The 25,810-nt window shown below is 43.3% G+C and carries 30 protein-coding genes and 1 pseudogene; 13 read left to right on the top strand and 18 right to left on the bottom strand.

Annotated features, from left to right (window positions below; all coding sequences use genetic code 11):
- Positions 1 to 118 precede the first annotated feature (118 nt).
- The 9 genes from rpl12p to RG963_RS06435 all read right to left on the bottom strand — a co-directional run bounded on the left by rpl12p (position 119) and on the right by RG963_RS06435 (position 7,706).
- Positions 119 to 427 (bottom strand): 50S ribosomal protein P1, encoded by a 309-nt coding sequence (rpl12p, locus tag RG963_RS06475; RefSeq protein ID WP_310575461.1) that lies wholly within the window; start codon positions 425 to 427, stop codon positions 119 to 121.
- Positions 428 to 462: 35 nt separating this feature from the next.
- Positions 463 to 1,506 (bottom strand): 50S ribosomal protein L10, encoded by a 1,044-nt coding sequence (locus RG963_RS06470; RefSeq protein ID WP_310575457.1) that lies wholly within the window; start codon positions 1,504 to 1,506, stop codon positions 463 to 465.
- A complete protein-coding gene (locus tag RG963_RS06465) occupies positions 1,507 to 2,148 on the bottom strand; it encodes a 50S ribosomal protein L1 (protein WP_310575456.1) in 642 nt (213 codons plus the stop codon).
- Positions 2,149 to 2,394: 246 nt separating this feature from the next.
- Positions 2,395 to 2,880 (bottom strand): 50S ribosomal protein L11, encoded by a 486-nt coding sequence (locus RG963_RS06460; RefSeq protein WP_310575455.1) that lies wholly within the window; start codon positions 2,878 to 2,880, stop codon positions 2,395 to 2,397.
- 120 nt (positions 2,881 to 3,000) lie between these two features.
- Entirely contained in the window at positions 3,001 to 3,459 is a 459-nt protein-coding gene (locus RG963_RS06455) for a transcription elongation factor Spt5 (RefSeq protein WP_310575454.1), read from the bottom strand.
- Complete coding sequence (locus RG963_RS06450; RefSeq protein WP_310575453.1) at positions 3,456 to 3,671, bottom strand: protein translocase SEC61 complex subunit gamma; 216 nt, start codon at positions 3,669 to 3,671, stop codon at positions 3,456 to 3,458. Before RG963_RS06450 ends, RG963_RS06455 begins: the two co-directional genes overlap by 4 nt.
- A 421-nt stretch (positions 3,672 to 4,092) precedes the next feature.
- Positions 4,093 to 5,217, bottom strand: a complete 1,125-nt coding sequence (gene ftsZ / locus RG963_RS06445; protein ID WP_310575452.1) for a cell division protein FtsZ — start codon at positions 5,215 to 5,217, stop codon at positions 4,093 to 4,095.
- 459 nt (positions 5,218 to 5,676) lie between these two features.
- Positions 5,677 to 6,267 (bottom strand): endonuclease dU, encoded by a 591-nt coding sequence (locus RG963_RS06440; RefSeq protein ID WP_310575451.1) that lies wholly within the window; start codon positions 6,265 to 6,267, stop codon positions 5,677 to 5,679.
- A 140-nt stretch (positions 6,268 to 6,407) separates the two neighbouring features.
- Positions 6,408 to 7,706, bottom strand: a complete 1,299-nt coding sequence (locus tag RG963_RS06435; RefSeq protein WP_310575450.1) for a proteasome-activating nucleotidase — start codon at positions 7,704 to 7,706, stop codon at positions 6,408 to 6,410.
- Positions 7,707 to 7,763: 57 nt separating this feature from the next.
- Between RG963_RS06435 and RG963_RS06430 the strand changes: the two genes are divergently transcribed.
- Positions 7,764 to 8,249 carry a multiprotein bridging factor aMBF1 gene (locus RG963_RS06430; protein WP_310575449.1) on the top strand — a complete coding sequence of 162 codons (486 nt, stop codon included), beginning with the start codon at positions 7,764 to 7,766 and terminating at the stop codon, positions 8,247 to 8,249.
- A 225-nt stretch (positions 8,250 to 8,474) separates the two neighbouring features.
- Here the strand turns inward: RG963_RS06430 and RG963_RS06425 are convergent, their stop codons facing one another.
- Positions 8,475 to 9,317 (bottom strand): TatD family hydrolase, encoded by an 843-nt coding sequence (locus tag RG963_RS06425; RefSeq protein ID WP_310575448.1) that lies wholly within the window; start codon positions 9,315 to 9,317, stop codon positions 8,475 to 8,477.
- 335 nt (positions 9,318 to 9,652) lie between these two features.
- On the opposite strand from RG963_RS06425, the gene RG963_RS06420 reads away from it, so the two are divergent.
- Positions 9,653 to 10,681 (top strand): isocitrate/isopropylmalate dehydrogenase family protein, encoded by a 1,029-nt coding sequence (locus tag RG963_RS06420; RefSeq protein ID WP_310575447.1) that lies wholly within the window; start codon positions 9,653 to 9,655, stop codon positions 10,679 to 10,681.
- Positions 10,682 to 10,708: 27 nt separating this feature from the next.
- Here RG963_RS06420 and RG963_RS06415 read toward each other — a convergent pair whose 3' ends face one another.
- Positions 10,709 to 12,037: a homocitrate synthase/isopropylmalate synthase family protein gene (locus RG963_RS06415; protein ID WP_310575446.1), complete on the bottom strand. Its 1,329-nt coding sequence runs from the start codon at positions 12,035 to 12,037 to the stop codon at positions 10,709 to 10,711.
- A gap of 709 nt (positions 12,038 to 12,746) precedes the next feature.
- Here RG963_RS06415 and cbiT point away from each other — a divergent pair.
- From cbiT to RG963_RS06375, 8 genes are all read left to right on the top strand, one after another.
- Complete coding sequence (gene cbiT, locus RG963_RS06410) at positions 12,747 to 13,301, top strand: precorrin-6Y C5,15-methyltransferase (decarboxylating) subunit CbiT (protein ID WP_310575445.1); 555 nt, start codon at positions 12,747 to 12,749, stop codon at positions 13,299 to 13,301.
- 64 nt (positions 13,302 to 13,365) lie between these two features.
- On the top strand, positions 13,366 to 13,974 hold the full coding sequence (locus RG963_RS06405; RefSeq protein ID WP_310575444.1) for a cobalt-factor II C(20)-methyltransferase: 609 nt from the start codon (positions 13,366 to 13,368) through the stop codon (positions 13,972 to 13,974).
- A gap of 73 nt (positions 13,975 to 14,047) precedes the next feature.
- Positions 14,048 to 14,776, top strand: a complete 729-nt coding sequence (locus tag RG963_RS06400) for a cobalt-precorrin-4/precorrin-4 C(11)-methyltransferase (protein WP_310575460.1) — start codon at positions 14,048 to 14,050, stop codon at positions 14,774 to 14,776.
- Between the two features lie 23 nt (positions 14,777 to 14,799).
- A complete protein-coding gene (locus RG963_RS06395; protein WP_310575459.1) occupies positions 14,800 to 15,312 on the top strand; it encodes a cobalamin biosynthesis protein CbiG in 513 nt (170 codons plus the stop codon).
- Positions 15,313 to 15,420: 108 nt separating this feature from the next.
- Positions 15,421 to 15,774 carry a cobalamin biosynthesis protein gene (locus tag RG963_RS06390; RefSeq protein WP_310575443.1) on the top strand — a complete coding sequence of 118 codons (354 nt, stop codon included), beginning with the start codon at positions 15,421 to 15,423 and terminating at the stop codon, positions 15,772 to 15,774.
- Positions 15,743 to 16,543, top strand: coding sequence for a precorrin-3B C(17)-methyltransferase (cobJ, locus tag RG963_RS06385; protein ID WP_310575442.1), 801 nt, complete (start codon positions 15,743 to 15,745; stop codon positions 16,541 to 16,543). Before RG963_RS06390 ends, cobJ begins: the two co-directional genes overlap by 32 nt.
- Positions 16,533 to 17,264 (top strand): precorrin-8X methylmutase, encoded by a 732-nt coding sequence (locus tag RG963_RS06380; RefSeq protein ID WP_310575441.1) that lies wholly within the window; start codon positions 16,533 to 16,535, stop codon positions 17,262 to 17,264. The genes cobJ and RG963_RS06380 overlap by 11 nt, the downstream gene beginning before the upstream one ends.
- 555 nt (positions 17,265 to 17,819) lie before the next feature.
- Positions 17,820 to 18,437: a methyltransferase family protein gene (locus RG963_RS06375; RefSeq protein ID WP_310575440.1), complete on the top strand. Its 618-nt coding sequence runs from the start codon at positions 17,820 to 17,822 to the stop codon at positions 18,435 to 18,437.
- Between the two features lie 151 nt (positions 18,438 to 18,588).
- On the opposite strand, the gene RG963_RS06370 is transcribed toward RG963_RS06375, so the two are convergent.
- From RG963_RS06370 to RG963_RS06355, 4 genes and pseudogenes are all read right to left on the bottom strand, one after another.
- Entirely contained in the window at positions 18,589 to 19,239 is a 651-nt protein-coding gene (locus tag RG963_RS06370) for a cytochrome c biogenesis CcdA family protein (RefSeq protein WP_310575439.1), read from the bottom strand.
- 135 nt (positions 19,240 to 19,374) lie between these two features.
- The gene (locus tag RG963_RS06365) at positions 19,375 to 19,902 is read right to left on the bottom strand and encodes a thioredoxin family protein (protein ID WP_310575438.1); all 528 of its coding nucleotides are present in this window, start codon (positions 19,900 to 19,902) and stop codon (positions 19,375 to 19,377) included.
- A gap of 408 nt (positions 19,903 to 20,310) precedes the next feature.
- On the bottom strand, positions 20,311 to 21,153 hold the full coding sequence (locus tag RG963_RS06360) for an Mrp/NBP35 family ATP-binding protein (protein ID WP_310575437.1): 843 nt from the start codon (positions 21,151 to 21,153) through the stop codon (positions 20,311 to 20,313).
- 67 nt (positions 21,154 to 21,220) lie between these two features.
- A pseudogene (locus RG963_RS06355) lies at positions 21,221 to 21,560 on the bottom strand (DUF134 domain-containing protein).
- Between the two features lie 331 nt (positions 21,561 to 21,891).
- Between RG963_RS06355 and RG963_RS06350 the strand changes: the two are divergent.
- From RG963_RS06350 to RG963_RS06340, 3 genes are all read left to right on the top strand, one after another.
- Positions 21,892 to 22,017, top strand: coding sequence for a hypothetical protein (locus RG963_RS06350; RefSeq protein WP_310575436.1), 126 nt, complete (start codon positions 21,892 to 21,894; stop codon positions 22,015 to 22,017).
- A 182-nt stretch (positions 22,018 to 22,199) separates the two neighbouring features.
- Positions 22,200 to 22,733, top strand: a complete 534-nt coding sequence (locus RG963_RS06345; RefSeq protein WP_310575435.1) for a DUF1847 domain-containing protein — start codon at positions 22,200 to 22,202, stop codon at positions 22,731 to 22,733.
- 52 nt (positions 22,734 to 22,785) lie between these two features.
- The gene (locus RG963_RS06340) at positions 22,786 to 23,235 is read left to right on the top strand and encodes a DUF1284 domain-containing protein (RefSeq protein ID WP_310575434.1); all 450 of its coding nucleotides are present in this window, start codon (positions 22,786 to 22,788) and stop codon (positions 23,233 to 23,235) included.
- Between the two features lie 81 nt (positions 23,236 to 23,316).
- Here the strand turns inward: RG963_RS06340 and hdrB are convergent, their stop codons facing one another.
- The 3 genes from hdrB to npdG all read right to left on the bottom strand — a co-directional run bounded on the left by hdrB (position 23,317) and on the right by npdG (position 25,761).
- Entirely contained in the window at positions 23,317 to 24,219 is a 903-nt protein-coding gene (gene hdrB, locus RG963_RS06335; RefSeq protein WP_310575433.1) for a CoB--CoM heterodisulfide reductase subunit B, read from the bottom strand.
- A 12-nt stretch (positions 24,220 to 24,231) separates the two neighbouring features.
- Entirely contained in the window at positions 24,232 to 24,717 is a 486-nt protein-coding gene (gene hdrC / locus RG963_RS06330; protein WP_310575432.1) for a CoB--CoM heterodisulfide reductase subunit C, read from the bottom strand.
- A 336-nt stretch (positions 24,718 to 25,053) separates the two neighbouring features.
- Positions 25,054 to 25,761, bottom strand: a complete 708-nt coding sequence (gene npdG / locus RG963_RS06325; RefSeq protein WP_310575431.1) for an NADPH-dependent F420 reductase — start codon at positions 25,759 to 25,761, stop codon at positions 25,054 to 25,056.
- Positions 25,762 to 25,810: the final 49 nt, after the last annotated feature.

Genomic DNA, 25,810 nt, shown 5'->3' with positions numbered 1-25,810 from the left:
GATAAAGAATTCTACAGAAAATCAGATAATTCTACGTTATTAAACTACTGCTAAATTCTATTGAAAAAAAGAATGCTCGCCGTGAGGCGAGCTGTAGGTATTAAAGTTTTACTTGAGTTTATCCGAAGAGGGCGCCGAGACCGGCCATTCCGTCTTCTTCAGAGGTGTCTTCTTCCTCTTCTTCTACTTCTTCAACAGGAGCTGCTGCTGCAGGAGCTGCTGCTGCAGGAGCTGCTGCTGCAGGGGCTGCAAATGCGGCCTTTGAAATTGCTTCTTCGATGTCCACGCCGTCAAGGGCTGCTACAAGGGCCTTTGCTCTAGCTTCGTTCACTTCAACACCTGCTGCCTTGAGAACAGCAGTGATTGTTTCTTCAGTAATTGCTTTACCAGCGTTGTGCAATAAGAGAGCTGCATATATGTATTCCATCATAATCACCTTACTTTCAATTATTGTAAATTTGTTTATCCGAAGAGGGCACCGAGACCGGCCATTCCGTCTTCTTCAGAGGTATCTTCTTCCTCTTCTGCTTCTTCTTCTTTTACTTCTTCCTTTTTCTCGGACGGTGTGGCTGCTGCGCTTGCTGCTGCTGCGCTTGCTGCTGCTCCGAGAGCTTCCCTCAGGTCGTCATCAACTGCGTTTGCATCCTTATCTGCGGCTTTGGACGCAACAGATGTCATCTGGATATGGGCTTTTGCCAGCAGTGCATCCATGACTCCTGAATCAAACACAACAGCATTGACACCAAGGTTCTTTGCCTCTACCGAGGCTTTTGCCAACAGTGTGCCGATTGTTGCGCTTGTCGGGTATGCGGTATTGACAGAGAGATTGAAAGCGTTCTGAGTTGCTCTGATAATGTCAGAGAAGTATTGGCCTTCATCAATTGCAAGGAGTTCCGGCTCGTAAATTGTCCCTTCATCATAGGCGGCCCTTAAGTCCAGCCCTATAATAAGAGGGTATATCTCCAGCTTTGAGAGCATGGTTGCGAGCTTCTGCGGGACTGCCTCACCTGCTTTACAGACAACCTTCGTTTCCTTTACTGCGACTTTCCCTGCTTCTATTGAGGCAGGAATTCCCGCGCTCTGGAATTCTCCGAGAATTGGGCCAGGAGGAAAACTGGTCGGCCCCTTCTTAACAATAATGTCCAGAGGAGCTATTGCGCCTCCTTTTATAGGAGACGGGGTTTTTGTCTGTTCGAGTACTTTGTAAAGCTTGAATGGACTTTCATTAGTAAATACCAGAGCAGTCTGCTTGTCAAGGTATTTATTCATCTCGGGAATGCTTTCTCCGAGTTGATTTAAAGCCCGCTCTGTGAGGGTGTTCCTGGAGACTTTGAGCACCGCAACGTCTTTAAGGTCCCGGCGAATCTTCTGGATCTTGGTTGCGAGAATGCCTTCGATCCCCACCATCCCGAAGACCTTATGGGACCGGATGAGTTCCTTTATATTTTCGATCTCATCCTTTTTCCACTGCGGGATGTGCTCGGTGTGATGCCTTTCTTCTGCCATTTACACCACCCTCTCTGATTTTCCCATGGTTGTCGTGACATATACCGTTCTCAGGTTGTGCTTGCCCTTATCCAGGACACGCTCCAGCCTGGCTACAACAGTCTCAATGTTCTCGGCAAGGTAATCAGGATTCATATCCCTTCTGCCGACAGCCACATGGAAGGTAAGCCTGTCTTTTGACCTGAGCTTTACCGCATTCTGCTTGCTCTGGATCAGTTCGCCTACATCCTTGTTTGGTAAGAGTGGAATAGGCATTTTCCCTCTGGGTCCAAGAACAATACCAAGTTTCTTACCGATTACCGGCATAAACTGGGTTTCTGCGATAAAAAGGTCATATTCATTTGCAAGAGTCCTGGCTTTATTCTTATCAGCCGCCAGTTCTTCGAGCTCAATATCAGAAATAACATACGCAGCACCGGCAGCCTTTGCCTTCAGGCCCACATCACCTTTTGCAAAAACGCCGATCTTCAGTTCTTTTCCGAGCCCGTGCGGAAGAATTACTTCTTCATCGACTCTGTTCTTCGGTTGATTCATGTCAAGATTCTTTAAGTTAATCGCCAGGTCTACGCTTTCAGAGAACTTTCGCTCTGGCGATTCTTCAAGTACTTTCTTGACAGCTTCAAGTATATTTTTTTCTGCCATCGTGTTCCTCCCCGTAGTGTTTGAACGTTCTCGTCCAAGCAGCCTTTTCGGCTTACTACGGTTGGTTTTAGGGCTTCCCGTGAATCCGGTTCTTTCACTCTTAAATAGTAAGCCTCTAATAACTCTCAGTTTTTATTTTATTACAGTAGAACGGTATTCAAGGTTCCTGAGCTATTAGTGGTATCCAATTTAAAACTATTGGTGTATCATAAAATCCCGGATTAAATAGTAAAGGGAGGGGAAGGCTTACCACTCTTCGCCAGCAAGCAAATCATCGAACTTGCCTTCATCGAGTGCCTTCTGGCAGTCTTTGGCCTTGACTCCCTCTACAGTCACACCCATAGGTACACAGGTGCCCATAACTTCTTTCATTGTTGCTTTGAGATCGTAGGAAAGTACATCTTCCTTCTTCATGCGAGCGATCTTTACGACCTGTGGGATACTGAGGTTTCCAACAACTTCGCTTCCCGCATTTCCGGATCCCTTCTGAATCCCTAGCTCCTTCATTATAAGGGACGCTGTTGGGGGAGTGCCGATTTCGATCTCGACATTTTTTTTGTCGTCAACAATTATTTTCACAGGGACCTGCATTCCATTATAGTCCCTTGTTTTTTCATTGATCTTTTCGACCACTTCTTTTATGTTGACCCCGAGCGGACCAAGCGCTGGACCTAAAGGTGGTCCAGGATTCGCTTTTCCTCCAGGGACGAGTGCTTCAACAATACTTGTCATCTGAGTTTCACCGGTTTTAATAAATATAAACTTTGCAGATCTCTTTCAATCCACTCTGAATACTGGTAATTTTATTTATAGTAAGCTGGAATTTTCGGTATTTCCCATCTCGCTGCGGCTTCATTCTTTCTCTTTTCTCAAGATTCTTACAGTATCGCCGCGAATCGTGATGGGGATCGGAACCACCGCATCGAACAGTTCCACAGTAATTTCCTCATGCCCTTCATCAACCCTTTTAACCCGGGCTTTCTCCCCCTTGAAGGGTCCTGAAGTGACCTCAATTATAGCCCCTTCTTTGATTCCTGTTACTATTGGTTTGGGTTTAAGGAAATGCTCAATTTCAGCAATTGTAGAGCTCCCTTTCACAAGAGCTCGTGCATGGGGAATAGTCTGGATTGCCAGTTCTACGATTCCGGATTTAGGAGCCTCAACAAGGACATATCCTTTTAGCTCATCAGGAGCCAGAATTGCCCTTATGTCCAGTTTCTCCTTTTTTGCAATCCTGGCAAGGGCGGTTGCAACCGATCTTTCCTGGTTTGCCGTGGTTTTGATTACAAATATCTGAGAATCCTCACTCATTTAGCCACCCACTGGGGCAACATTGTCAACAGTACATATATTATAAATCCTATTGCTCCCACAGCCAAAATGCCAATACCTGCAACTTTGGCAATAGTCAAGAACTCTTCCCTGGACGGTTTTTTAGTAAGTTTCAGGACTCTCAAGTGTGCCCGGATTACCTGACCAACGCTTTCTTTAGTTACATTCATTTCAAACGGGAGTTCTACCAATCAATTCACATCCAGGTTTTCTTTATTTTGTTCATATATCTTGAACTTTCCGCTTACGGTTCTTCCTATATGCTTTCCATTTCCGAAATTCACTTTTTTATACACCGAATTTTCGGATTTCTCTTAAGGAAGGAACGGGCGGATTATATTATTGATTCCTATTATATGAAGATATCACTGGCACGGCTTTTAAAACACCACAAGATTTCGATGCAGGATTATATTTACTTCAGATCTTTGATCGCGTCAGTATAAAGATTTATTTTTTTGATGCCGAATAGTATCGGCATCATACGGCATTTACCATAAAAATAGTTTTCGATTGGGTTTCGATTCCGATTCCTTATTTTTATTCTAAAGAGAGGAAAACAGTATATTTTATTCCAACCGACTATTTTAATCCCTTTAGTGTCTGGCTTGATCACTCTACAAAATCAATTCCATATTTAAAAGTAATGTTCTTGTCATTTCCATGACCATAAATCTGGGCTGAGGTTACTCCTGTGACCACTATCATGGTACGTACGGTCTGCTCGAGGTCAGGGTCAATCTGAGCACCCCAGATCAGGCGGGCATTGCTGTCAATCCGGCTATAAACTTCCTGAACCACTGACTCAGCTTCCGAAATTGTCATGTCAGGCCCTCCAACCACGTTAACAAGGGCAGATGTCGCACCTGATATGTCTACGTCAAGAAGTGGGCTGCGCAGAGCTTTCTGTACGGACTCGACAGCTTTGTTATCTCCGTCCGCTTCTCCGAGCCCTATCATCGCAACGCCTCCGTTCTGCATAACAGTTCTGATATCCGCAAAATCGAGGTTTACAAGCCCGGGTTTTGTGATCAGTTCGGTTATACCCTTTACGGCTCTCATAAGAACTTCGTCTGAGACTTTGAAGGCGGCCTGAAGCGGGAGTCTCGGAACTACTTCGATCAGCTTATCGTTGGGAACCACTATCACCGTGTCTGCAACATCCCTCAGGCGCTCCAGGCCGGCCTCTGCATTGGTTCTGCGGACATGACCTTCCACACTGAACGGCAGGGTGACGACGGCGATCGTAAGAGCTCCTGCGTCCCTGGCGGCCTCAGCTACTATAGGTGCCGACCCTGTCCCAGTTCCTCCTCCAAGGCCCGCCGTGATAAAGACCATATCAGAGCCTTCGACAATCTTGTTAATCTCATCAATACTCTCGATTGCAGCATCTTCTCCTATCTGGGGGAGGCTGCCGGCCCCAAGTCCACGGGTTTTCTTTTTCCCGATAAGGATCTTTTTGCCGGAGCGTATATGAAGAAGGTGCTGGGCATCGGTATTCACGGCAACGAGGTCCGCTCCTTGGATCCCTTCGCCCATCATACGCTGGATGCTGTTTGAGCCGCCGCCTCCGCAACCTACGACCTTGATGGTTGTTTTAAGGCTTCTGAGGATCTCTTCAAGTTCGGCATCCACATCTGAGTCTGCGTTAGAGTAATCTGAATTTGAGTACTCTCCCTGCCCGGCACGTCCTTCCAGGGCAGATCGAGCAAGGGCTTCTTCCACAATGGATCTCATGCTACTGTTTTCCTCCATCCTATGGGGTGATATTTAACGGATTGTATTAAAGAACAAATGTATTTTAAGAAGAATAGATCTATTTTAACCATCACATATACAGTTTCCAATTTAATAGTTTTCCTTTTCCAGTCTTTAAATCTATACTGTATTTGTTTAATAATTTTATTAAACTCTTCTACTTTCCTGTTTGCCTCAGGTTCTGCTTTTCACTGCTTTTATGATCCGGCTTTCCTTTATTTCCGATTTTCTTTATTCTTTGTTCCCAATCTCTTCCAATTTTTTTACGTAAAATATTATTTTTTTATTTTTTATATTTTTTGAAGCCAGTTCCTGTATTTTTACCTTTCTCTTTATTCGGATTTATATACCCATCTTTCCCAGACCTAATACCACGCTTCCAAATCCTGTTCACATCTTTCTTCTTTTTGGAGAATTAAATGTAAAAAATGTAAACAATTATGCTTTTCCTCTCGACTCTCCCAAGATAATTCCTGTTGCGATTAGATGGGCAACCCGCAGAGGCTCAGGAATATTGCTTCTTATTGAGGTAAGCTGAATTATCTTTTTCAGACTCTCCAGGCCTATGCCTGCTTTCTGGATATAAATGGGATTTCGTCCTTTTCCACCAGCGATTTTTTCTATTTTTCCGGCTCTCGTTATTATTGTCCAACGTTCTTTCCCGTCCGAGAAATACTCGAGGGCAGATTTGATTTTCTCAAAATCCGGGTATGAACGCATAACTACAATTACAGGTATCCCTGTTTCCCTATGAAGCTTCTCTATATCAACAACATTAAAGCCTCCGTAAGTGATTCCGTCGAGCATGACAACCCTTATCTGGCCGTAATGTTTGCTCTTCTTTATCATATTGGAGATAATGTCGGTAGCATCAAGCCCGTCCTTTGTGATCTCTGAACGAAGGACTCCGTCTATCCAGCTTCCTCCCCTGAAAACAGTCCCCACTATCATTACATTTTTGTTAAGGAGCGCAGAATCATCTATACCCAGAATTCGAATTTCGGATTTGATATGAAAATCTGAATTCACATGTGTTTTTACGTAGGGATTACAAAAATAGTTTGCCGGTTTTAAGGAAAAAGACTCATATTTTCCGGCATAAAACCTCACTTCACTCAAGGAAAAAATGAGCCCCGATAGGGGCTTTTAATCCGTTTATCCGAGCTTTTTTACACGAACATAGTTGTTTCAGGGAGAGTTACAGGCATCATCTTCTGCGTATCTGCAGCCATAGATACCTTATCAACTGCTTCGAGGAAGTCTTCCATCTCAACCATTTCCTTGTCTTTCCTGACTGCAAACATGCCTGCCTCGGTGGCAATTGCATTCAGGTCTGCTCCGCTCATCCCTTCGGTAGCTTTTGCAAGCCTCTTAAAGTCGATATTTCCTGCAAGAATCATTTTTTCGCAGTGAATTTCCAGAATTTTTCCTCTGGCTTCGACTCCGGGCATGGGAACATGGACAAGCCTGTCAAAACGACCTGGCCTGAGAATTGCCGGGTCAAGGACATCTGGACGGTTTGTTGCTGCAATAATTCTGATGTTTTTCCTTTTGTCAAATCCATCCATCTCTGCAAGAAGCTGCATTAGTGTCCTCTGAACCTCACGGTCTGCGCCCGTAGTCTCATTCAGGCGCCTTGCAGCAATCGAGTCCAGCTCATCGATAAAGATAATACTTGGGGCTTTTTTCCGAGCCATCTCAAAGATTCCCCTTACAAGTTTGGACCCGTCCCCTATGTATTTCTGCACGAGTTCAGAGCCTACAACCCTGATAAAGGTCGCCTTGGTCCTGTGAGCCACGGCTTTTGCAAGCAGGGTTTTACCTGTTCCAGGAAGTCCGTAGAGAAGAACTCCTTTAGGAGGCTCGATACCTATCCGGACAAACCGTTCCGGGTCGATGAGAGGAAGTTCGACTGCTTCCTGAAGTTCCTGAATCTGTTCTTCGAGACCGCCTATCTGGTCGTAATCCACTTCTACGCTTTCGAATACCTCCATTGCGGCAACAAAAGGCTCTTCCGTAGAAGGAATAACCTCGGCAATGGCAAGCGTATGCTGGTTTAGGGCAACCTTTGCCCCCGGCAGCAGTTTTTTTTCATCTATATATTGTGAGACATTAACCAGAAACTGAGGCCCGTTGCTGCTCCGGACAATTATCCTGTCGTTCTTAATCACATCAATGACCGTACCAATAATGAGCGGAGAGGTCTTCATCCGGTCCAGCTCAGACTGCAGCTTTCTGATTTCCCTTTCATATTTGATCTTTTGATTTTCCAAATAACGTTTTTCGGACTCAATCTGGCTGCACTGCTCTTCCAGAAAACTGTTGCGGCTTTCAAGTTGCCTCACTCGGTCCTGGACGCTTTCAGTTACTTCCCCCAGCTCTCCAGGCTCGATTCCGTCATACACAGGTCCGGACTTACCAAGGTGACTGCGCATGCTTTCATCCTTACTTTTGGTACTTTCCGTCATGGAGCTCCGAATAATATTTAAGTTCGTACCGTATATAGCGTTTTCGAAGTGATCAATATGCAGTGCGAAATATGTGGTGCAGAGATCCGCGGAACGTCTATATGCATTACAATTGATAACAGCGAACTCCAGGTCTGCCAAAAATGTGCTCCTTACGGTAAACCCGTTGATAAGCGGACTCCCGTATCAAGGAAAGTCTCTCCGGTGGTTCGTACGGTAACACGAACTGAAAAGAGGCAAAAGAAGGATTTTTTCGACATTTTGAAAGACGAACTCCTGGATAACTATGATCAGATTATCCGGGACGCGAGAGAAGCAAAAGGCTGGTCTCAGGAAGACCTGGCTGAAAATATCAAAGAAAAAGCATCTCTGATCAAAAAGATAGAACGCAGTGAAATCGTGCCAGAAGAGCCCGTTCGAAAGAAGCTTGAACACACCCTTAACATCAAACTTACGGAACGTGTTGACGCCGCAGGGCAGGAAGTCTCTCACTTAATGAAAGATACTACTCTGGGAGATATCGTAAAAATAAAGAGAAAGTAAATCTTGACTGCGGGTTTTTTCCGGCAGCAATACTTAGTTTCCGGCAGGTTTTTCTTTCCGGAATAACAGAGGGTACAATCCGAAGGGATTTTTCCTTTGATCTCCTTCACCTCTGTTTTTATGTGTTTTTTATCTTTTACGGACTTAACTCTTTTCTTTTAACCTTTAATATTCTCAAACTGCATTCTTTGACTCTTTCGTCTGATTTTCTTTTGCGATAAACTTTTAAAGCTCGATTTCTATGTCATATACCCTTTCAGGGTTTTCCTTATGGATGATCCAGAAAGGCTCTTCACCATGTGTTTCCATCAGTTTTATGGTCCTTTTGGGAATTGTTTTCGGACCAAGCACTGCACCCGGCCTGTCAGGGTCGTCAATGTAATCCGTTTCCATCATGAACCGTGTCCCTTCTTCAAGCGCCTGTTCGATTGCCCCTTTGATCGAGATCACCCCTGGAAAGAGCCCCAGCTCTTCGCAGGTTTTTACCATAGGGGGAGAGTAGTGTTTGACAACTCTGTTCATTTTGATTCCTGCTTTTCTTGCCCTCTCTGCTATGTCCCGGAGTTCAGGCTCTCCCACGCTTTCGGTATGAAGCTGAACAGCGCAGTCCTGTTCTTTTCCCAGGGAAAAAGCGTACTCCATAATCTCATTCGAAGCTGCCCAAACTTCCGCAGCCACAGGGTAATGAGGGCGCCCTGACTTTATCCCTACAGCAAGGCCTTTTTCCACATATCCCGAAGCAATCTCAAGACCTTTCTTCATTATTTCCGTAGCTTCTGGCAGTTCCATATACTCAGTAAGCTTCGAGATCTCTGCCGGATGAACCCCAAGCACGGGAAAGGCTCCAACTCCAATCTCCCTGATCTTTGATGCGATTTCCACGGTTTCGTCAAAGACCTTGAGGTAATCCTCAGGCTTTTTGACCATTACTCCAAGGGACCAGCTGGGTTTGGCGACCAGAATTATGTGAGTCCCTCCAGAATTCATGAAATCTTTCACTGCTTCAAGTCCCCTGGCTCTAGGGTCGATATGCATATGATTATCGGTAATCGGAATTTTTGCGGGCATTCTTACTCCTCGAAGGTATGTGGTTTCTGGGTTTGATTAAGGTTCGGATTCGGTTCATCGAAAGTTTCGGGTTGGATTCTGGATCGGATACCTCCTGAAGAAAATATACAAATTTGATTTTTTAGAAATGTGCGCAGGCATCATATTCCAGATCTGACTTAGAGTGAAAAATTATTCAGCGGAGTATTAATTACCCAAAACTTGAAATATATAGCCTTACGTTGAGTACACTGGAAGATCCAATTATTCTTACCAAATTTCTCAAAAAGTTCCGCTTTTTTAGTTTTTCAGTCGCTACGGTTCTTTGAACACGAACCTTAAAACCCGGTGATAATATGAGTAAAACCGCAGCAGTAATCAAAGGTGACGGGGTAGGCCCCGAACTTGTAGACGCGATGCTTAAAGTTGCAGAAGCCGCTGGCACAGACATAGAATTTATTATGTGTGAGGCAGGCGCCGGCTGGTGGGAAAAGAACGGAGGCAATTCCCTTATCCCGAATGAGACATGGGAGATCCTTGACAGCTCAGATGCCTGTTTTAAAGGCCCGACAACCACCCCTGGAGGAATCGGTTCCCCGAGAAGTGTGGCTGTGTCCATAAGAAGAAAGTATGATCTTTATGCGAATGTCAGACCAATCAAGACTTTCCCCAATTCAAATGCACCTCTGGGATATGTGGATATGGTCTGTGTGCGCGAGGGCACTGAAGGGCTTTATATTGGAGAGGAAATCCAGCTCACGGATGATGTCTCAATTGCAATCCGTAAGATTACACGCACTGCATCCAGCAAGATTGCAAAGTACGCCTTCGAAGAAGCAAAAAGAAGAGGTTATGACACTGTTGTGCCCATTCATAAGAGCAATATCCTGAAACTTACCTGTGGCTCTTTCTTAGAGGAAGTTGAAAAGGCTGGATGGAATTATCCAGATATTGAGATATGGCCCTATCACATAGACAATATTGCCCAGCAACTGATCAAGAACCCCCAGATTTTCAATAAAAAAGTTCTCCTCTCCACAAACCTATTTATGGATGTAATCAGTGAGGAGTGCTCTGCACTGGTTGGCAGTATCGGCCTTATCTACTCTGCCAATATAGGAGATTCTTTCGCAATGTTCGAACCTGCTCATGGTTCGGCTCCAAAGTATGCAGGTCAGGATAAAGTAAACCCTGTTGCAACCGTACTTGCAGGAGCCTGGATGCTTGATTACCTTGGCGAAAAGGAAAAGTCCAAAGCCATATTCAAAGCTGCTGAGCGCGTAATTTCCGAAGGTAAGTACGTAACTTACGACCTCGGAGGCAGTGCAAAACTCAGTCAGATGGCTGGTGAGATTGCGAAGTATACGGCAGAAATTCTCAAATAAAAAGGTACTGAAGGAAATCTCTTTTCTTCATTCCTTCACTCTTTCTTCTTCGGACTCAGCTATTTTTCCCTTGATTTTCAGTTTTCCTCTACCTGCATGTGTAGGATTGCAAATCGGCTGGTAAAGGAAGTATTTTTCCACATAAGCAAGGAGTTCTTCGTCCGAAATACAGGAAACCCGTTCTTCGTTATCATACAGCTTCTGGATTTCGTTCTGGATTTTCAAGAGCCTGCGGTCATCTTTTTCTACTATGGTTTCAACGTCAAGGAGGTCATTTAAGGTCTCTTGAACCTTATAGCGGATAACTTCCAGCCCTGAAGAATCCCCTATAAGCAGGAGTCGCTTTCCCCCAACAAGTTCTGGAGGATAGGGTTCGTAATTGAAGGGATTTTTGAGGACGCCTGCGGCATGTATCCCTGATTCATGGGCAAAAATGTTTTTCCCGACAACCGCCTTGTTTCTCGGAACCCGCAGCCATAGCTCCTTTTCCATGAATCTTGCAAAGCGAGTGACCGGTTCAAGGTTGTATCTTTCAAAACCCTCTACCCTGTCTACAAGGAAAAGCAGGATTTTTTCCATTTCGCTATTTCCTGCACGTTCTCCTATACCCAGGAAAGTTACACTTGTCCAGTTAGCCCCATGCCAGAAACCTGCAATAGAACTTGATGACCCGAATCCGTAATCGTCATGAATATGGGTTTCGATATTTTTAACCCCGATTTCCTTTTTGAGGTACTGCACGATTTTCGGAATTCCATAAGGCTCGTCGATATCCATGAAGGGCATTCCGTATCCGACAGTATCGCAGACTCTGATAATGCAGCGAGGGTCGATTTCCATAATTTTTTCAACTAGAGGGAAAACAAAACCATAATTGTCTGCTCTGGTCATATCTTCAAGGTGAGCCCGTGTGCGAAGCCCGTGATCCACTGCATACTGCAGAGCATCCAGATATTTCTCTTCCGCTTCTTCCCTGCCTGAGAGCCTCATCTTGGAAAAAATATGTGTATCTGAGACAGACATCAGGATTCCTGTTTCTTTAATCCCATCGACTTCCAGAATCTTATCTATATCAGCCCTTGAGGCTCTTGCCCAGCCTGTGATCTCGGGAAACTCGTAGCCTCTATCAAACATAAGATCTACAGCGTCTCTGTCCCTTTTATTGAATACAAAAGCCTCGAGTTTTTCAATTCCTATTTCGTGCAGGTACTCATAGATTTGAAGCTTGTGTTCTCTGCTCAGGACTATCCCCGGCATCTGGGAGCCGTCGCGGATAGTGCTGTCACTTATAAATACGTCGTTCCCATAAGGCAGCTTTATTTTGGGCAGATCTTCATATGATTCGTAAATTTTCATCGCTTTTCCTCCTTTCTTTCAGGCGGCAGGGCCCTGCATCGAGAGAGCTGGCTTTCACTGCGGGGGTTTTTTCCTGTGAAAAAGATATTTTTCAGGTATACAGGACAGAAAATCAATTGTATTTAACCGAATAACTTCGGCGTCTCGTTTAAAAAACACTCTTCTTGGGGAGAACTTATCGCTTTTTTTCAAAACGGCAGTTTACCTTATATGCCTATGATCAAATTATGATATGTTCTCATAGTTAAAATCTCTTTCTTTTAAAATACAAAATGTATTTTTACTTATATATATTTATTATCTTTAGGGTATTAAAGCTGAAAGAAGAGGTCACTCCTCTTTTCTTCCAAAAAGAACTTCCGGACACCTCTTTAAAAATGGTTTACTGGAAGTCAATGTATAAAATCAATACAAATTTTTCTTGTAGATGTTTCCCGAGTTCCCCTTTAGTCTCATGAAAGTTTACTTTCCTACCATGCCCTTCTTACTGATAATAAGGTATATCTACAACAAGTTATATTTATAATCGGGTTGATCCGAAAAATCGAGTTTCAATTATCTTTGTATACACTTTATATAATTACACCTGAATATATCATAACTTCCGGCTCGACTTGCTATATTACCGGTATAATAAAATTGAAAATTATATCGTCATATATTTAATTTATATTTCATATATTTGCTTTACTTTATCCCGAGGTAAAACATGTCCGAAATAGTAAGTGTTAGCGGCGGCCCGACAAAACCCGAAATCATTGCTGTGTCCCTTTCCAAACTCGGGCTACGTGACGGGGATCGGTTTGCAGACATAGGCTGCGGTACAGGATCGGTATCTATCGAAGCAGCCAGGATTACCCGAAACCTGACGATCTATGCAATAGATGCCCGCAAGGAAGCCCTGAGAGCCACTGAGACGAACTTTAAAAATTTCAATATCGAAAATGCCAGGGTTTTAGCTGGCGAGGCGTCGGATATCCTTGGCTCTGGAGATTTTGTCGATTTTATTGACTGTGCTTTTGTCGGCGGTACAAAAAATATCGGCTCAGTGCTTGAGATACTTGTGAAGAAAAAAGCCAGGAGCATCGTGGTAAATGCCGTTCGCATCGAAACAGTTGTCAGGACAATTGAATCGATGAAAAGACTTGGGATTTTTGATGAAGTAGTCCATATTTCGGTCTCGAGAAGTGCACCAATTGCCGGAGAAACTATGTTCAAGCCCGAAAATCCGGTGTATATCGTTGTCGGAAAAACGCAAAACTGAAAATTCTCTTATAATTGAAATTTTGCTTTACATTTATTTTTACAAAAACTTACGGAGCGATAGCATGTTAATAGGAGTAGGACTTGGTCCCGGAGACCCTGAACTTCTGACCCTGAAAGCAATAGATGTTTTGAAAAACAGTGACAAGGTATATGTGCCAGGCCGCCTGGCAAAAGACCTTGTGGCTCCTTACGCAGATGCTGAAATCCTCGAATTTCCCATGATAAGAGATATTGAAGTTCTCAATGCTCTCTGGAAAGAAAACGCTGACAGAGTAGCAGAAGAAGCGAGAAAGGGAACTGTGGCTTTCGGGCTTATAGGTGACCCAAACTTTTTCTCTACTTTTTCCCATCTCAAAAAAGTAATGCGTAAACACTATCCGGATGTTGAGCTAGCAACTGTTCCTGGAATAAGTTCAATCACCTCCTTTGCTGCCAGGACTGACGTTGCAGTTGAGAGTTCTTTTGAGGTCAGTGATGGTTCCGAGGTCGGCTACAAGATTCACCTGAAAGCTACGCAGCCGAAAACGATAGTTAAACAGCTTGAAGCTGAAGGGTACAGGGAATTCATCTTTGCAGAAAGACTCTTTTCGGAAAACGAGCTTATAATCTGCAAAAAAGAAGAAATTCCAGAGAAAGGAAACTATTTCAGTATCATCTATGGAAAAAAATGATAAAATCCCGAATAATGTTCTGCGGGAATCAGTACATAATTTTGGAATAAATACAGGCAAAGGGAATGGTCAGATGGAAAGAAAAGTATATTTTGTAGGGGCAGGCCCAGGAAACCCCAAACTCATCACCGTACTCGGGCGTGAGATGCTTGAAAAAGCCGACCTTGTAATGTATGCAGGCTCTCTGGTAAATCCCGAAGTTCTTAATTACACACAGGGAGAGACAGTGGACAGCTATGGGTTAACTCTTGAAGAGACGACTAAAATAATCGCGGATGCGGTAAATAAAGGAAAATTGGTCGTTCGCCTCCACAGCGGAGACCCGTCTCTCTACGGCTCTGTCATAGAGCAGATGGAAGAGCTTAGAAAGTACGATATCGAAGTAGAAAGAGTCGCGGGTGTTTCATCGGTTTTTGCAAGCGCTGCCGCCCTGGGCACGCAGCTGACTCTTAACGGCGTTTCCGATACTCTCATCATCACCCGTCCTGCTGGAAAAACCCTGGAAAAAGACCTTATTCCCGAGCTTTCTGCCTACAATACTACAATGGCAATTTTCCTTGGGACCCAGAAAATCAGGGAAATTATGGAAAAAGTCCGCTGCCCGAAAGATACGCCTGTTGCAGTAGTGTTTCACGCATCCTGGGAAGATGAGGAAGTCATCACCGGGACAGTGGAAGATATCGCAGACAAGGTAAAGGATGCGGGTATTACACGCTCGGCAATGATAATCATCGGCGGGGTTGTTGACCCTAAAAACTACAGGAGGTCCTACTTATACGGAGTGGCCCAGGAACCGTTGTAATTACCTTTGAAAGGAATCGGGAAATCGCGGCAAGAATAGCAGAACACCTGAAAGCCGACCTGCTTCTCTATGAAAAGGGAGTATTTGAAAAAGCCTTTAGAAATTATGGGGCAATAGTTGCTGTCTTTGCCACAGGCATTGTGGTCAGGGACATTGCCCCTCTTCTCGATAATAAGTGGTCTGACCCTGCTGTGGTCGTGGTGGATTCAAACCTGAACTTCGCAATCCCTCTCCTTGGGGGACATCACGGCGCAAATGAAATTGCTCGAAAGGTTTCAGAACTCGGAGCAGTCCCAGTGCTTACAACAGCGACTGAAGTTCATGGTAAACCCTCAGTCGAGGGCATTGCCGACAGGTTAAGCTGCGAGATTTTCAACAAAGAATCCACTGTAGCTGTAAACTGTGCACTCCTTGACCAGGAAATAGAGGTTCTTGAGGTTAAGGGGCCCAGGATTGTTGTGGTGGATGAAGATGTATCCGTGCTGATAAGAAAGCGGCAGGAGACGGCAGGAGACGGCAGGAGACGGCAGAAGTGAAGATCGCAGCATAGCTAACAGTTAATAAGCCAATAATTAACTGATCTGCAATTACGCGAATTAACCGGTCAATAACTGCATGAAAAACCAGCGGACAGACGATAATAGATGATCATTGGAATTGGAACTCGCAGGGGCATTACAAAAGAAGAGGTAATTGAAGCCGTGAAACAGGCTCTCGATGAGTGCGGCCTGAACCTGGAAGAGGTTACGGCTTTTGCTTCTGCGAAACTTAAGGAAAATGAACTGGGGCTTCTGGAAGCGGAAAAGATGCTTGGAATTCCTATATACTTTTTGTCGGATGAGCTGATAAACAGTTACAATCCTCCTTCATCATCCCAGGCTTCCCGTTTCGGATTAAAAGGAGTTGCAGAACCCGCAGCTCTTGCCCTCTCTGAAGAAAAACAATTGATTTGCAGGAAGAAAGTCTATGGCAGAGTCACAATCGCAATCGCAAGATAAAGCAACCGGAGGAAAACTCTACATCGTAGGGATCGGGCCGGGGTCTGTGGAACAGATGACGGTTAAAGCCAGGGATGTAATCCTTAATGCCGGTTATGTGCTCGGGAACGGTACTTACCTCGACCAAATAGAGAGTCTCCTCGGAACTCAGGAGGTAATCCGCAGCCACATGGGTAAAGAGGTGGACAGGGCCAGGAAAGCTGTAGAGCTTGCAAAAATCGCAAATGTTGTCATGGTCAGTGGCGGGGATACTAATGTCTACGGCATGGCAGGTATTGTACTCGAGGTTGCTGAGCACGAAGGCCTTGAAGTTGATATAGAGATTCTTCCTGGTGTCACGGCAATTCTAGCCGGTGCAAGCATGCTAGGCGCACCTGTTGTAACGGACTTTGCAGTGATCAGTCTGAGTGACCTCCTGACTCCCTGGGAAGTTATTGAAAAACGGCTTAATCTTGCTGCAGAAGCCGATTTCGTGATGGCCCTGTACAACCCGAAGAGCCGCAAGAGACAGTCCAATTTTTCCAGAGCTATCGAAATCATTCGCCAGTACAAGGCCGAATCCGTACCTGTAGGGCTTGTGAAGAATGCTCTCAGGGGCGAAGGAGAGGGCAGGATCGTAACAACTCTTGGAAAGGTCATGGAATACGAAGACTGGGTGGATATGAGCACTACGATTCTTGTTGGAAATGGAGATTCCAGGATCTGGAATTCTCAAAAGAAGGACTTTATAATCACCCCCAGGGGGTATCACAAAAAGTATGACTACTGAAAAGAGCGCTAATGAGAAGGCCGGAAACCTTGAGAATCTTGAGGAATTTACCGATCTTACAGTTGACGTCAATCCCGAACTTGTAAAAATCTGCAAGGATTCCGGGGCAAGGACTGAAGAAGCCAAAGCTATCTACATGAAAAGCCGGACAATGATCCAGGAGCTTATCGGGAACAAAACGCCTGAAGACCGCTTCCGCCAGCGCTGCGTTATTGCTACCGGAGACCTTTCCGTGGCAGATATCATGCGTTTTATGCATGATCCCATCCCTGCAGGCATGGAAGCTATTAAAAAAGGCGCACCGATTTTCGTCGATATCAGCATGGTAAAAGCCGGGATTACAAAGGCAGGACATAAATCCGAAATTATTTGCGTGCTCGACGAAGACCCTGATACCGAGATTGCTAACAAATACGGGATTACGCGCACATCTGCAGGTTTTCTGGCTGCCCGCGACCGGCTCGATGGAAGCATTATTGCAATCGGAAATGCACCTTCTGCTCTCATTATGGTCTGCAAGTTGATTGAAAAAGGTGTAAGACCAGCCCTTATTATCGGGCTTCCGGTAGGTTTCGTAAACGCAGCCGAATCCAGGGAAATGGTTAGAAACCTGACAATCCCCATACCATCCATCAGTTGTGTCGGGACAAGAGGCGGGACTCCGATGGCTGTCGCATGTGTAAATGAGCTTGTGGCAATAGCAAGAGAAAGTGAAGAATAAGAGAAAGTGAAGAATAATACTTTCTCCAATTTTCCTTTCTTTACTCTGGCTTCAGTTTGCATTTTCAGCTTTATTTTGATTTCAACTTTATTTTTCAGTTTATTGATTTATCCTTAGAATATTTTTACTTTTCATAAGTCTCATTTTTGCGCTTTCATATTACCTACATTCCATGAATTTGTTTCCGGCTTTACAGTTACCTTCCGATAAAATAATAAATATTAAATAAATTTGGCATAATGTCAGCAAAATAACATAATGTTATTAACTGGTGTTCAAATTATTACGGCACTATATTAAAAACGAAAATGGATAACATGCCAACATTGATAAAAAACATAAAAGAAGAGACGGCACAATGCACATCATTTATGCAGCTGAGAAACTTTTCTTCAGAGGATCACTATTTTCGTGGGCTCTTCTATCCGGAACATTCTCCATACAGCTCCTGCTGTTAAGATATCTAAAAAGAGCTATGATTTGAAACAGGATGAACTTGGAAATATCAATTTGAACAGTTATTACGGTCAGTTGAATATAAAGTAAGGTAATAATATGGTAGCAGAAGATATTTGGGCACACTTCGGAATGTGGTGGGCAGTTGGTTTGTGGATAATTATCTACGGCGTATTCCTCCTATTTGTGCCGTTCTATAAAAAAAGTCAGATAAAACCTTCTGGAGTTTACTTGGCGTTCATTATTGCATTTGCACTTGAAATGTTCGGTGTGCCTTTCAGCATGTTCGCTATAGGATGGCTCTTTGGCTTTACCCTTCCAGAAGGCATACTGTGGGGCCATACACTCGTGCAATATATCGGCTTCTGGGGAATGTATGTCGGAATTCTTATATCGCTAACTGGAGTTGCACTGGTTATATCAGGCTGGCACCGGATCCATAAGGATTACTGGAGTAAGGAAGAAGGTCAGGGGAAACTCGTTACAAGCGGTATTTACAAATATATTCGCCATCCGCAGTACACCGGCTTTTTCATGATAACCATGGGAATGATGTTAGAGTGGGCTACACTGCCTCTTATAATATTGTACTCATTGCTTCTTGTCCTGTATTACAAACTGGCGAAAAAAGAGGAAATAGACATAGAAAAGGAGTTTGGCAACGAATATATTGAATATAAAAAGAAAACAAAGATGTTCATTCCATACATTATCTAGAGCTGCCCTGGCAACAATTCTATGTCTTTCTTATTTATGCATGGTGACGTGAGTTCTTTATTTACTTTTTATTACTATTTTTTATCTGTATGATGTTTAAACTTCAATTTTCAACTTATCCTGCTTCTTTAGTTCTCTAAATTCAATTTTTTTAAAAGAGCCATTGGAAATGGTTCTGGTATATCATCGAGAGCCCTACAAGGACAAGCACTATTCCTGCTCCTTTTTTAAAAGCTGCATCATACCTTGATATAAGCCGGATCTTTGAAGAGGAAATGTGAGCTGAGTACGCAAGCAGGAGCATTGGCATCGCAAATCCGAGGGAATAAAGTGAGAGGGTAAATGCGCCGGTTGCAGCACTCCCTTCCTGAGCTACCATGATCAGGATCGAGGCCAGAATAGGACCGACACATGGGATCCAGAGCACTCCCAGGGAAAGCCCGAGTAGGAAGCCTGAGATAGGCCCCTCCCCTTTCATTCCTGCCAGAAGGGGAAATTTCGAAAAGGAATTGAATAGGCTTATTTCAAAAAGTATTGCAAAACCCATTAAAAGGATCACGATCTCGGCCAGAATTTTGAGCTGGCCTATGTATGTCTGGAAGGCTGCCCCGAACGCAGAGGTCACTACTCCCATCATAGTGAAGGATATAGAGACCCCAATAACTATGGCAAGGGGCCTTAATCTCCCTTTTCCTGCGGATGTTGCCAGGACTGCAGGTAGAAGGGGGAGGATACAGGGAGAGAGGACACTGAGAATTCCTGCGCTAAATGCAGCCAGAGGGGATATTGCATCATAAAACATGGTTTTTCAAGTGTGATATTTAAAGTTTGGTTTTATACGTTGCTGCTTTTTAATCCGAACCCCTGATTTTAGGAGACTTGAACTTCCAGTGTATCTGGAGTTTTGAAGCTAAGTCTCCCAATCACAGGCTTCTTTTTATTCAGATTTGCTTTTATCCTTCTCTAGAAGGGCGAGATTAAGAACATCTTCAAATACGCTTTTTTCCATGAGACCGGGAATCCTTGCCTGGAACCTATCTGTGGTAACGCTTCCGTCCGGTTTCATGTAGACATATTCTCCGTCTGTAACATTCACGATTACAGTTGAATCAGGGACATATCCTATTTTAAAATAAGCTTCTAGAGCAGGGCTCTGAGTTATATCTATGGACATGATAGTGGCTTTTCCACTGTATTCTGTTGCCAGTTCTTGAAGCATGGGCTTCATAGCGTTGCATGGTCCGCATCCCTCAGACCCGATTTTCATAAGAACAGGGCCCTCCTGGAGTGATGTGTTTATTTGTTCAAGTGTGGTCGCATCAACAACAACACTTTTTTCCTGGGAGGATATGTTCTGCCCAGGATCGGTTGCTTCGACAACACTTTTCTCCTGGGTTTCTTCAGTACAGCCCGCAGTAAATATTACAGCTGCAAGGAGGATCAATAGTATAACTAATTTTTTCATGTTCTCAACACTAATTTTTTATTTTGTAATTCTTTGCATATTATATGTTAATAATCCTCTCTTCTCACAAATAATTTTATTCTCGGTTGATTTTGAAATCTCAATTCTGATGTAGAATTACCGATAAACCACAAATAATTAACCGTAAAAAAGGAAAATATTCCCCATTTAAGAAATTCCACTTCGCATGAATAAATATATTAAAAGAATCCTAAGAGATATAATTATAAAAGGAAATGTAAGAGAAAATATTAAAAAGTAGAGGAAAAGAAAAGGATCAGAACAATTAGTTTTAATAACTGAAGTTAGCTGATTGAGAAAAAACTACCTGATTGAGAAAAACTACCTGATTGGAAAAAATTAGATAATTAGGGAAATATGTAAATCTTTCCCTCTTTTTATCCTGCCTTACTTCTCGTCAAGGGTTTTTTCTACTGCGCTTACAACATCTTCAAAGTTTTTCTGCCATTCAGTACTTTGCTCAAGAAGTCCCTGAACTACAGTGCCCTTATCTTCCATTTCTGCGACTTTGGGCTCAATCGGAAGCCTTGCAAGAATGGGAATATTGAAGTCTTTTGAGGCTTTTTCCACGCCTCCAGTTCCGAATACTTCTATTGGCTTGCCGCAGTGGGGGCAGATAAGCCCATGCATATTGTCAACGAGCCCTATGATAGGCACATGGAGTTTTTCAGAAAATCTGATCGATTTCCGGACGCTAATGAGGGCTACGTCCTGGGGGGTTGTAACAAGCACTGAGCCGTCACAATCAGGAATCAATTGGGCCACGCTCAGGGGTTCGTCTCCTGTTCCCGGAGGCAGGTCTATAATAAGGAAATCGAGTGCCCCCCAACTAACTTCTTCCAGGAACTGCTTGATTGCTCCCATTTTGGCAGGTCCTCTCCAGATTATAGGGGAATCTTTATTCTCGAGCAGAAAACCAATAGACATTATCGAAAGGTTGGGAAGTACCTCAATAGGGAGAATTCCTTCTTCATTGACGTCAGGTCTTGCAGATTCCAGCCCAAAGATTGTAGGAATAGTCGGGCCGTGAATATCGGAGTCCAGAAGCCCCACTTTATATCCGCGCAGGGCCAGCCCTGCAGCAAGGTTTGCAGCAACTGTACTTTTTCCTACTCCTCCTTTCCCGCTCATTATCATAATCTTGCGTTTGATGCGCCTGAGGTTAACTACTAATTTTGGCTCCTCTGGCTTTTTTGATAAACTTTCCAATGGTTGAACCGTATCTGTCATTTTTTATCGCCTGTGTAAATTTCTGCGTTCTTCAATTTTTCCGGTTTTCTCTTTTATGTGCCGTATCTTAACTATTGTCAGAGCCTTCAGTCCTGATATAGTTACCGCCTTTCCTCTCTATCGCTTTTTCTGTGTTAAGAGCAAGAGATATTTTCAGCCTGGCAGCTTAGATCTTCCCAGAAAACCCTTCTTGATATCCCTGCTCTGGTGGCTGCGTCTTCCTGTCTCAAACCTTCAACGTTTAACAAACAAAAGATAATATTGAATTCAGTTCTTCAAGTTTCTTCTACTGCAAGGGGATACCACTTCAGATCCGATAGCGTGATACCTCCGGGCTTGAAGCACATGATATCAGGCGTTTGTTCAACATGTCTCGGACATTCTGGTCTTCCTCTACATTTTTTCATGGGTAACTTATCCACAGTGTATGATGAATATATAACAATTTCTATTTTTAAATCGAAAGTGGTGGGTATTTATAGAACGGAGGGTGAATTGGTATATTTTAGAGAAGTTATGACGGCTCGGCATCTTTTGCCCCCGCTTCCTGGTGAAGTAAGCTACTGCTTTTTATGAATGACAAATAATAAAAAAATGTATTAAGACGGCAGTTCCATAATTTGTTTTTCATCTGCTGGCGAGTTCTTTTGTTTGGATTGAAAACTTCGTAAGTCAAATAATAGATCTTCCCATTCCTTTACGAGGGAAATAAATATCTCTTTAGGCTGATTTGGATACGTGGAAGCTATTGATATTAAGAATGACGAAATACTCCTCGAAATTCCTTTCAACAAACTCGAAGAAGCTGTCCATGCCCTTGAAAAACTCTACAAAGGCCAGTTACCGAAAAAAAGACAGAAATAATCTTTTTGATTAGGCTTTTTTCAGTTTTTCTGGCCTTTTTTTCTTTTTCACTGAATTCTTTTAAATGTTTCTTTTACTTCCTGGCCCGGAATCTCCGTTGGGTCCTATAGAAATATTTATACCTTCACAGCTTCTTTATGATTATACCCACCGATCCTTGTTAAAAACCCGGGAGAAAAAATGTGCAGTGTGCATTGTGCAGAAATAAAGAATGCCTGAAAGGCAAAAACTGTTCTGTTATTAAATCTGGGCTTGAATATAGCGACAATGATCTGAAGTCAATTCAGATTTCAGCCTGGCTCGAATCCGATTATGTAAAACGGACAAAACTAGAAGAAATTACGATTTACGCAAAAAGGCTGGGGTACAGGAAAATAGGAATTGCTTTCTGTATCGAGTATGAAAGAGAAGCCAGGATGGCCTATGACATTCTTTCAAGATATTTTGAGGTATTTTCTGTTTGTTGTAAGGTATGTAGCTTAGAAAAAGCCAACCTGGGAATCAAAAAATCCGAAGCCCTTGAGTTTGAGGCTGCCTGCAACCCTATAGGTCAGGCGTTGCTCTTGAACAACGACCGTACCAGTTTGAATATCATGCTGGGACTTAAAACAGGTTATGACATTCTCTTTGCAGAATACTCTGAAGCGCCTTCGATAACACTGCCTGTTCAGGAATTACCTCAGCTAGAGAATTCAGAAATCGATATTATTGAATGAATTTTATAGAATGAATACTTTGATTTTGAGAATTCAAGTCCCGGAGAAATACATGCTCGAAAAATCTAACGCATCTGGATCTGATTCTAAAACCGGATCTGAATGCCTGAAGATCAGAGCTCATCACCTTTGTTGTATCCAGGGTTTTCAAGGCTATGGATACAGTCCGGCTTTTGTAGCTAATATGCGGGCCGTAATTTCGGATATTGGAGCTTTTCCTTCAAGAACTCTGGAACTCGTATCTGAATGTGATGTGATCTGTATTTCCTGTCCCAGCAAAAGGGAATGCACTATTCAGAAATCGACCCTCTCTCGCAGGATAAGGAATATGGATCTTATTGTCATGGAGAAATTAAAGATAGAAGAAGGGGCTTTAATGAAGGCAGACAAAGCTTTCAGGTTAATAAATTCAAAACTGAATAGTGCATCCGATATCGAAGACGTCTGCGGAACATGCAAGTGGAGACAGAAGTGTCTCTGGTATATGCAAACCGAAAGATAAAAGTTATAATTTCGGGTTAAAGGAAAAAATGAAAAATATCTTTACCTATTTTTGCTCTTCAACCTTTCAATCTTTAACTTTTTACCTTAAACCTGCGCTGATTTCATAGATTTTTGCAAGAAATTCAATATTCTGGACTGCATTCTGTTCTATCCCCAATTCGTAAGGAGAAAAGCCAAGAGCAAGGCCAAGAAGCTGGGAATAATGAAGGACAGGGATCGAATAATCAGTGCCGAATTTCTCGTTGACTGCAAGTTGTCCTCTGTCAAACTGAAGGTGACAGAAAGGACATGCATTGACAATGCAGTCTACTCCTGCTCGCCGAATGCAGGCTAGCTTGTGTTCAAGCATTTCCAGAGATTCGGCAACGTGCCCTGAACGGACTCCACCTCCTGCTCCGCAGCACATCATTTTATCCGTATAGTCCACACTTTTTGCGCCTGTAACTTCAACAAGTTCGTCAAAAAATACCGGAGCTTCCGTTTCTCCAAGTTTTCGGTCTTTTGAGGGCTTGATAAGATGGCATCCGTAGTGTAAGGCCACTTTGAGATCAAGGGGTATTGTGATATAATTCTTAAGTTTTTCAGGCCCAAACTCCTTATAGAGAAATTCAATTATGTGCCTTACCTCTGCAGTTCCTTTAAATTCCATACCGATTTCTTTAAGGCAACTGTTTGTGCACGCCTTCATCTCAGAGTCTTTTTTCAACTCTAAATTGGCATCTGCCAGCGACCCGTAACAACCGTTACAGATTGTCAGGATATCCCTTTCCATCCTTTCCGAAAGAACTATATTCCTGCTGGCAAGGGCAAGCCATGTTGCTTTATCAAAGGACTTGAACACCCCTGGAGCAGGGCAGCAGGAAGCTCCTGGCAGATCGGATGCATCTATCTCAAGCTTCTGCAGGCAGAGTTTGGTTGCTTTCTCAATTCCAGGGTAGCGATTAGGTACGATACAGCCAAGAAATAGTGCTAGTTTTGTCATATCTCTGCCTCCTTATTTTTCAGCCACCAGTTCGTCAAATTTGCATGCTTTAAGAAGATTTTTCAGTTCTTGAAGAGCTTCAGGATACTTCTGTACAGTCTCAGGTATGGGATCAAGCCCGAGTTCTTCCCTCTTTTTCTTCGTTTCTTCATCCAGAGGGACTGCGTGTCCGCACTCCAGCACCATTTTCGATATCAGCCTATGTTGTGGAAGCATGAAACCTTCTTTAACCGCAAGTCTCCTGAGCTCAAGAAGAGCATCCGTAATTGGGATACCACGTGGGCAGCGCTCCTGACAGGTATAGCAGGTAGTGCAGAGCCAGAGGGATTCATCTGAGAGGACTGTTGCTCTATTCTTGCATGCATCCCGTAAAATTCGTCGGGTGTTAAGCCCTGTGTGCCGTCCCGAAGGACAGCTTCCTGTGCATGTGCCACATTGCATGCAGGAAAGTACATCAAGCCCTGCAGCCTTTAATACTTTTAGCAGTTCTTCACTCATACAGGTTCACTGTCTGATTTTTAATATCGGTTCATCTGTTTTAGAAAAGCAAAGGTAAGATGAAATAATAAAGAGTATGATTTTGAGAGTATTGTTATGGATTTTTATGAATTTATTATTACTGATTTACTATTATCGGACTTGTTTTTATACACTCAGGCAAAAAGCTCTCACTTCTGACATCTTATAAGACCTGTGCATTTAGGTAAAATTATATCTTTTGTTATATAAAAATAAGTTCTTCGAAAAAAACGTCCATTTTTTTCCAGATTCAGATCATTTTTCTAGTCGGCTCTTTTCCTGTATGGTTTTTCACTATCTTCTCAACCAATTTTTTCAGGAAAAGTTTATTCCGAGATCTTTAAGTCCGTTTAGTTTTGCCAGGTTGATCAGCAATGGCGTAAGAGACTCCATAGTGTTTGCCTGCTGAAGAGGACCTCCGTCCAGGGGTTTCAGGCATCCCATATGTTGTGTAAGCTCCATTACCTTTTTCTTTGCTTCTACGTCATCGCTGCATACCAATGCATGGTGTACAGCCTTGCACTTGACAACGTCCTTCAATTTCCCTGCCGGGATATTGTGGAAGGCTGCAACAATTTTTGTAGAAGCTGGAGTTCTTTTCTGGATTGCAAGTGCGGCTGAGCCTTCTTCCGGAGGTTTGTATATAAAAAGGTTTCCTTCCTTTACCATCGGAACCACAGGAGTGATAAGAATCTTGTTTTCAAGAGCTTCACGGATTTCATCCAGAAGAGGTAAAACATTGTCAAAGCGAATTGTAAGGATTATCATTTCAGCTGCCTGTGCAGCTTCAAGGTTAGTGCTTCCTGTAATGGTTATTCCGGAAGTATTGAACCCACAGTTCTCAAGCTCTGATAAGGCTTTTTTTGCGGCTTCATCTGCAGTTTCCCTGGACCTGGAACCTATAATGATCTCATTTTTTACACCTTCAGTCATGAGATTTTGAAGGGCTAGCCTGAGCACCATGCCTTCCCCTATATTGCCGGTTCCTCCCAGGACAGCTATTTTTAACTTTTCAGAATTCAATTTGAACAAAACCTCCATTTTGCTATGTCTCCCATAACATATATCAGAA

This window comes from Methanosarcina baikalica (assembly GCF_031461075.1).
Classification (GTDB): Archaea; Halobacteriota; Methanosarcinia; order Methanosarcinales; family Methanosarcinaceae; genus Methanosarcina; species Methanosarcina baikalica.
This window is presented reverse-complemented; position numbering and strand designations above follow the sequence as displayed.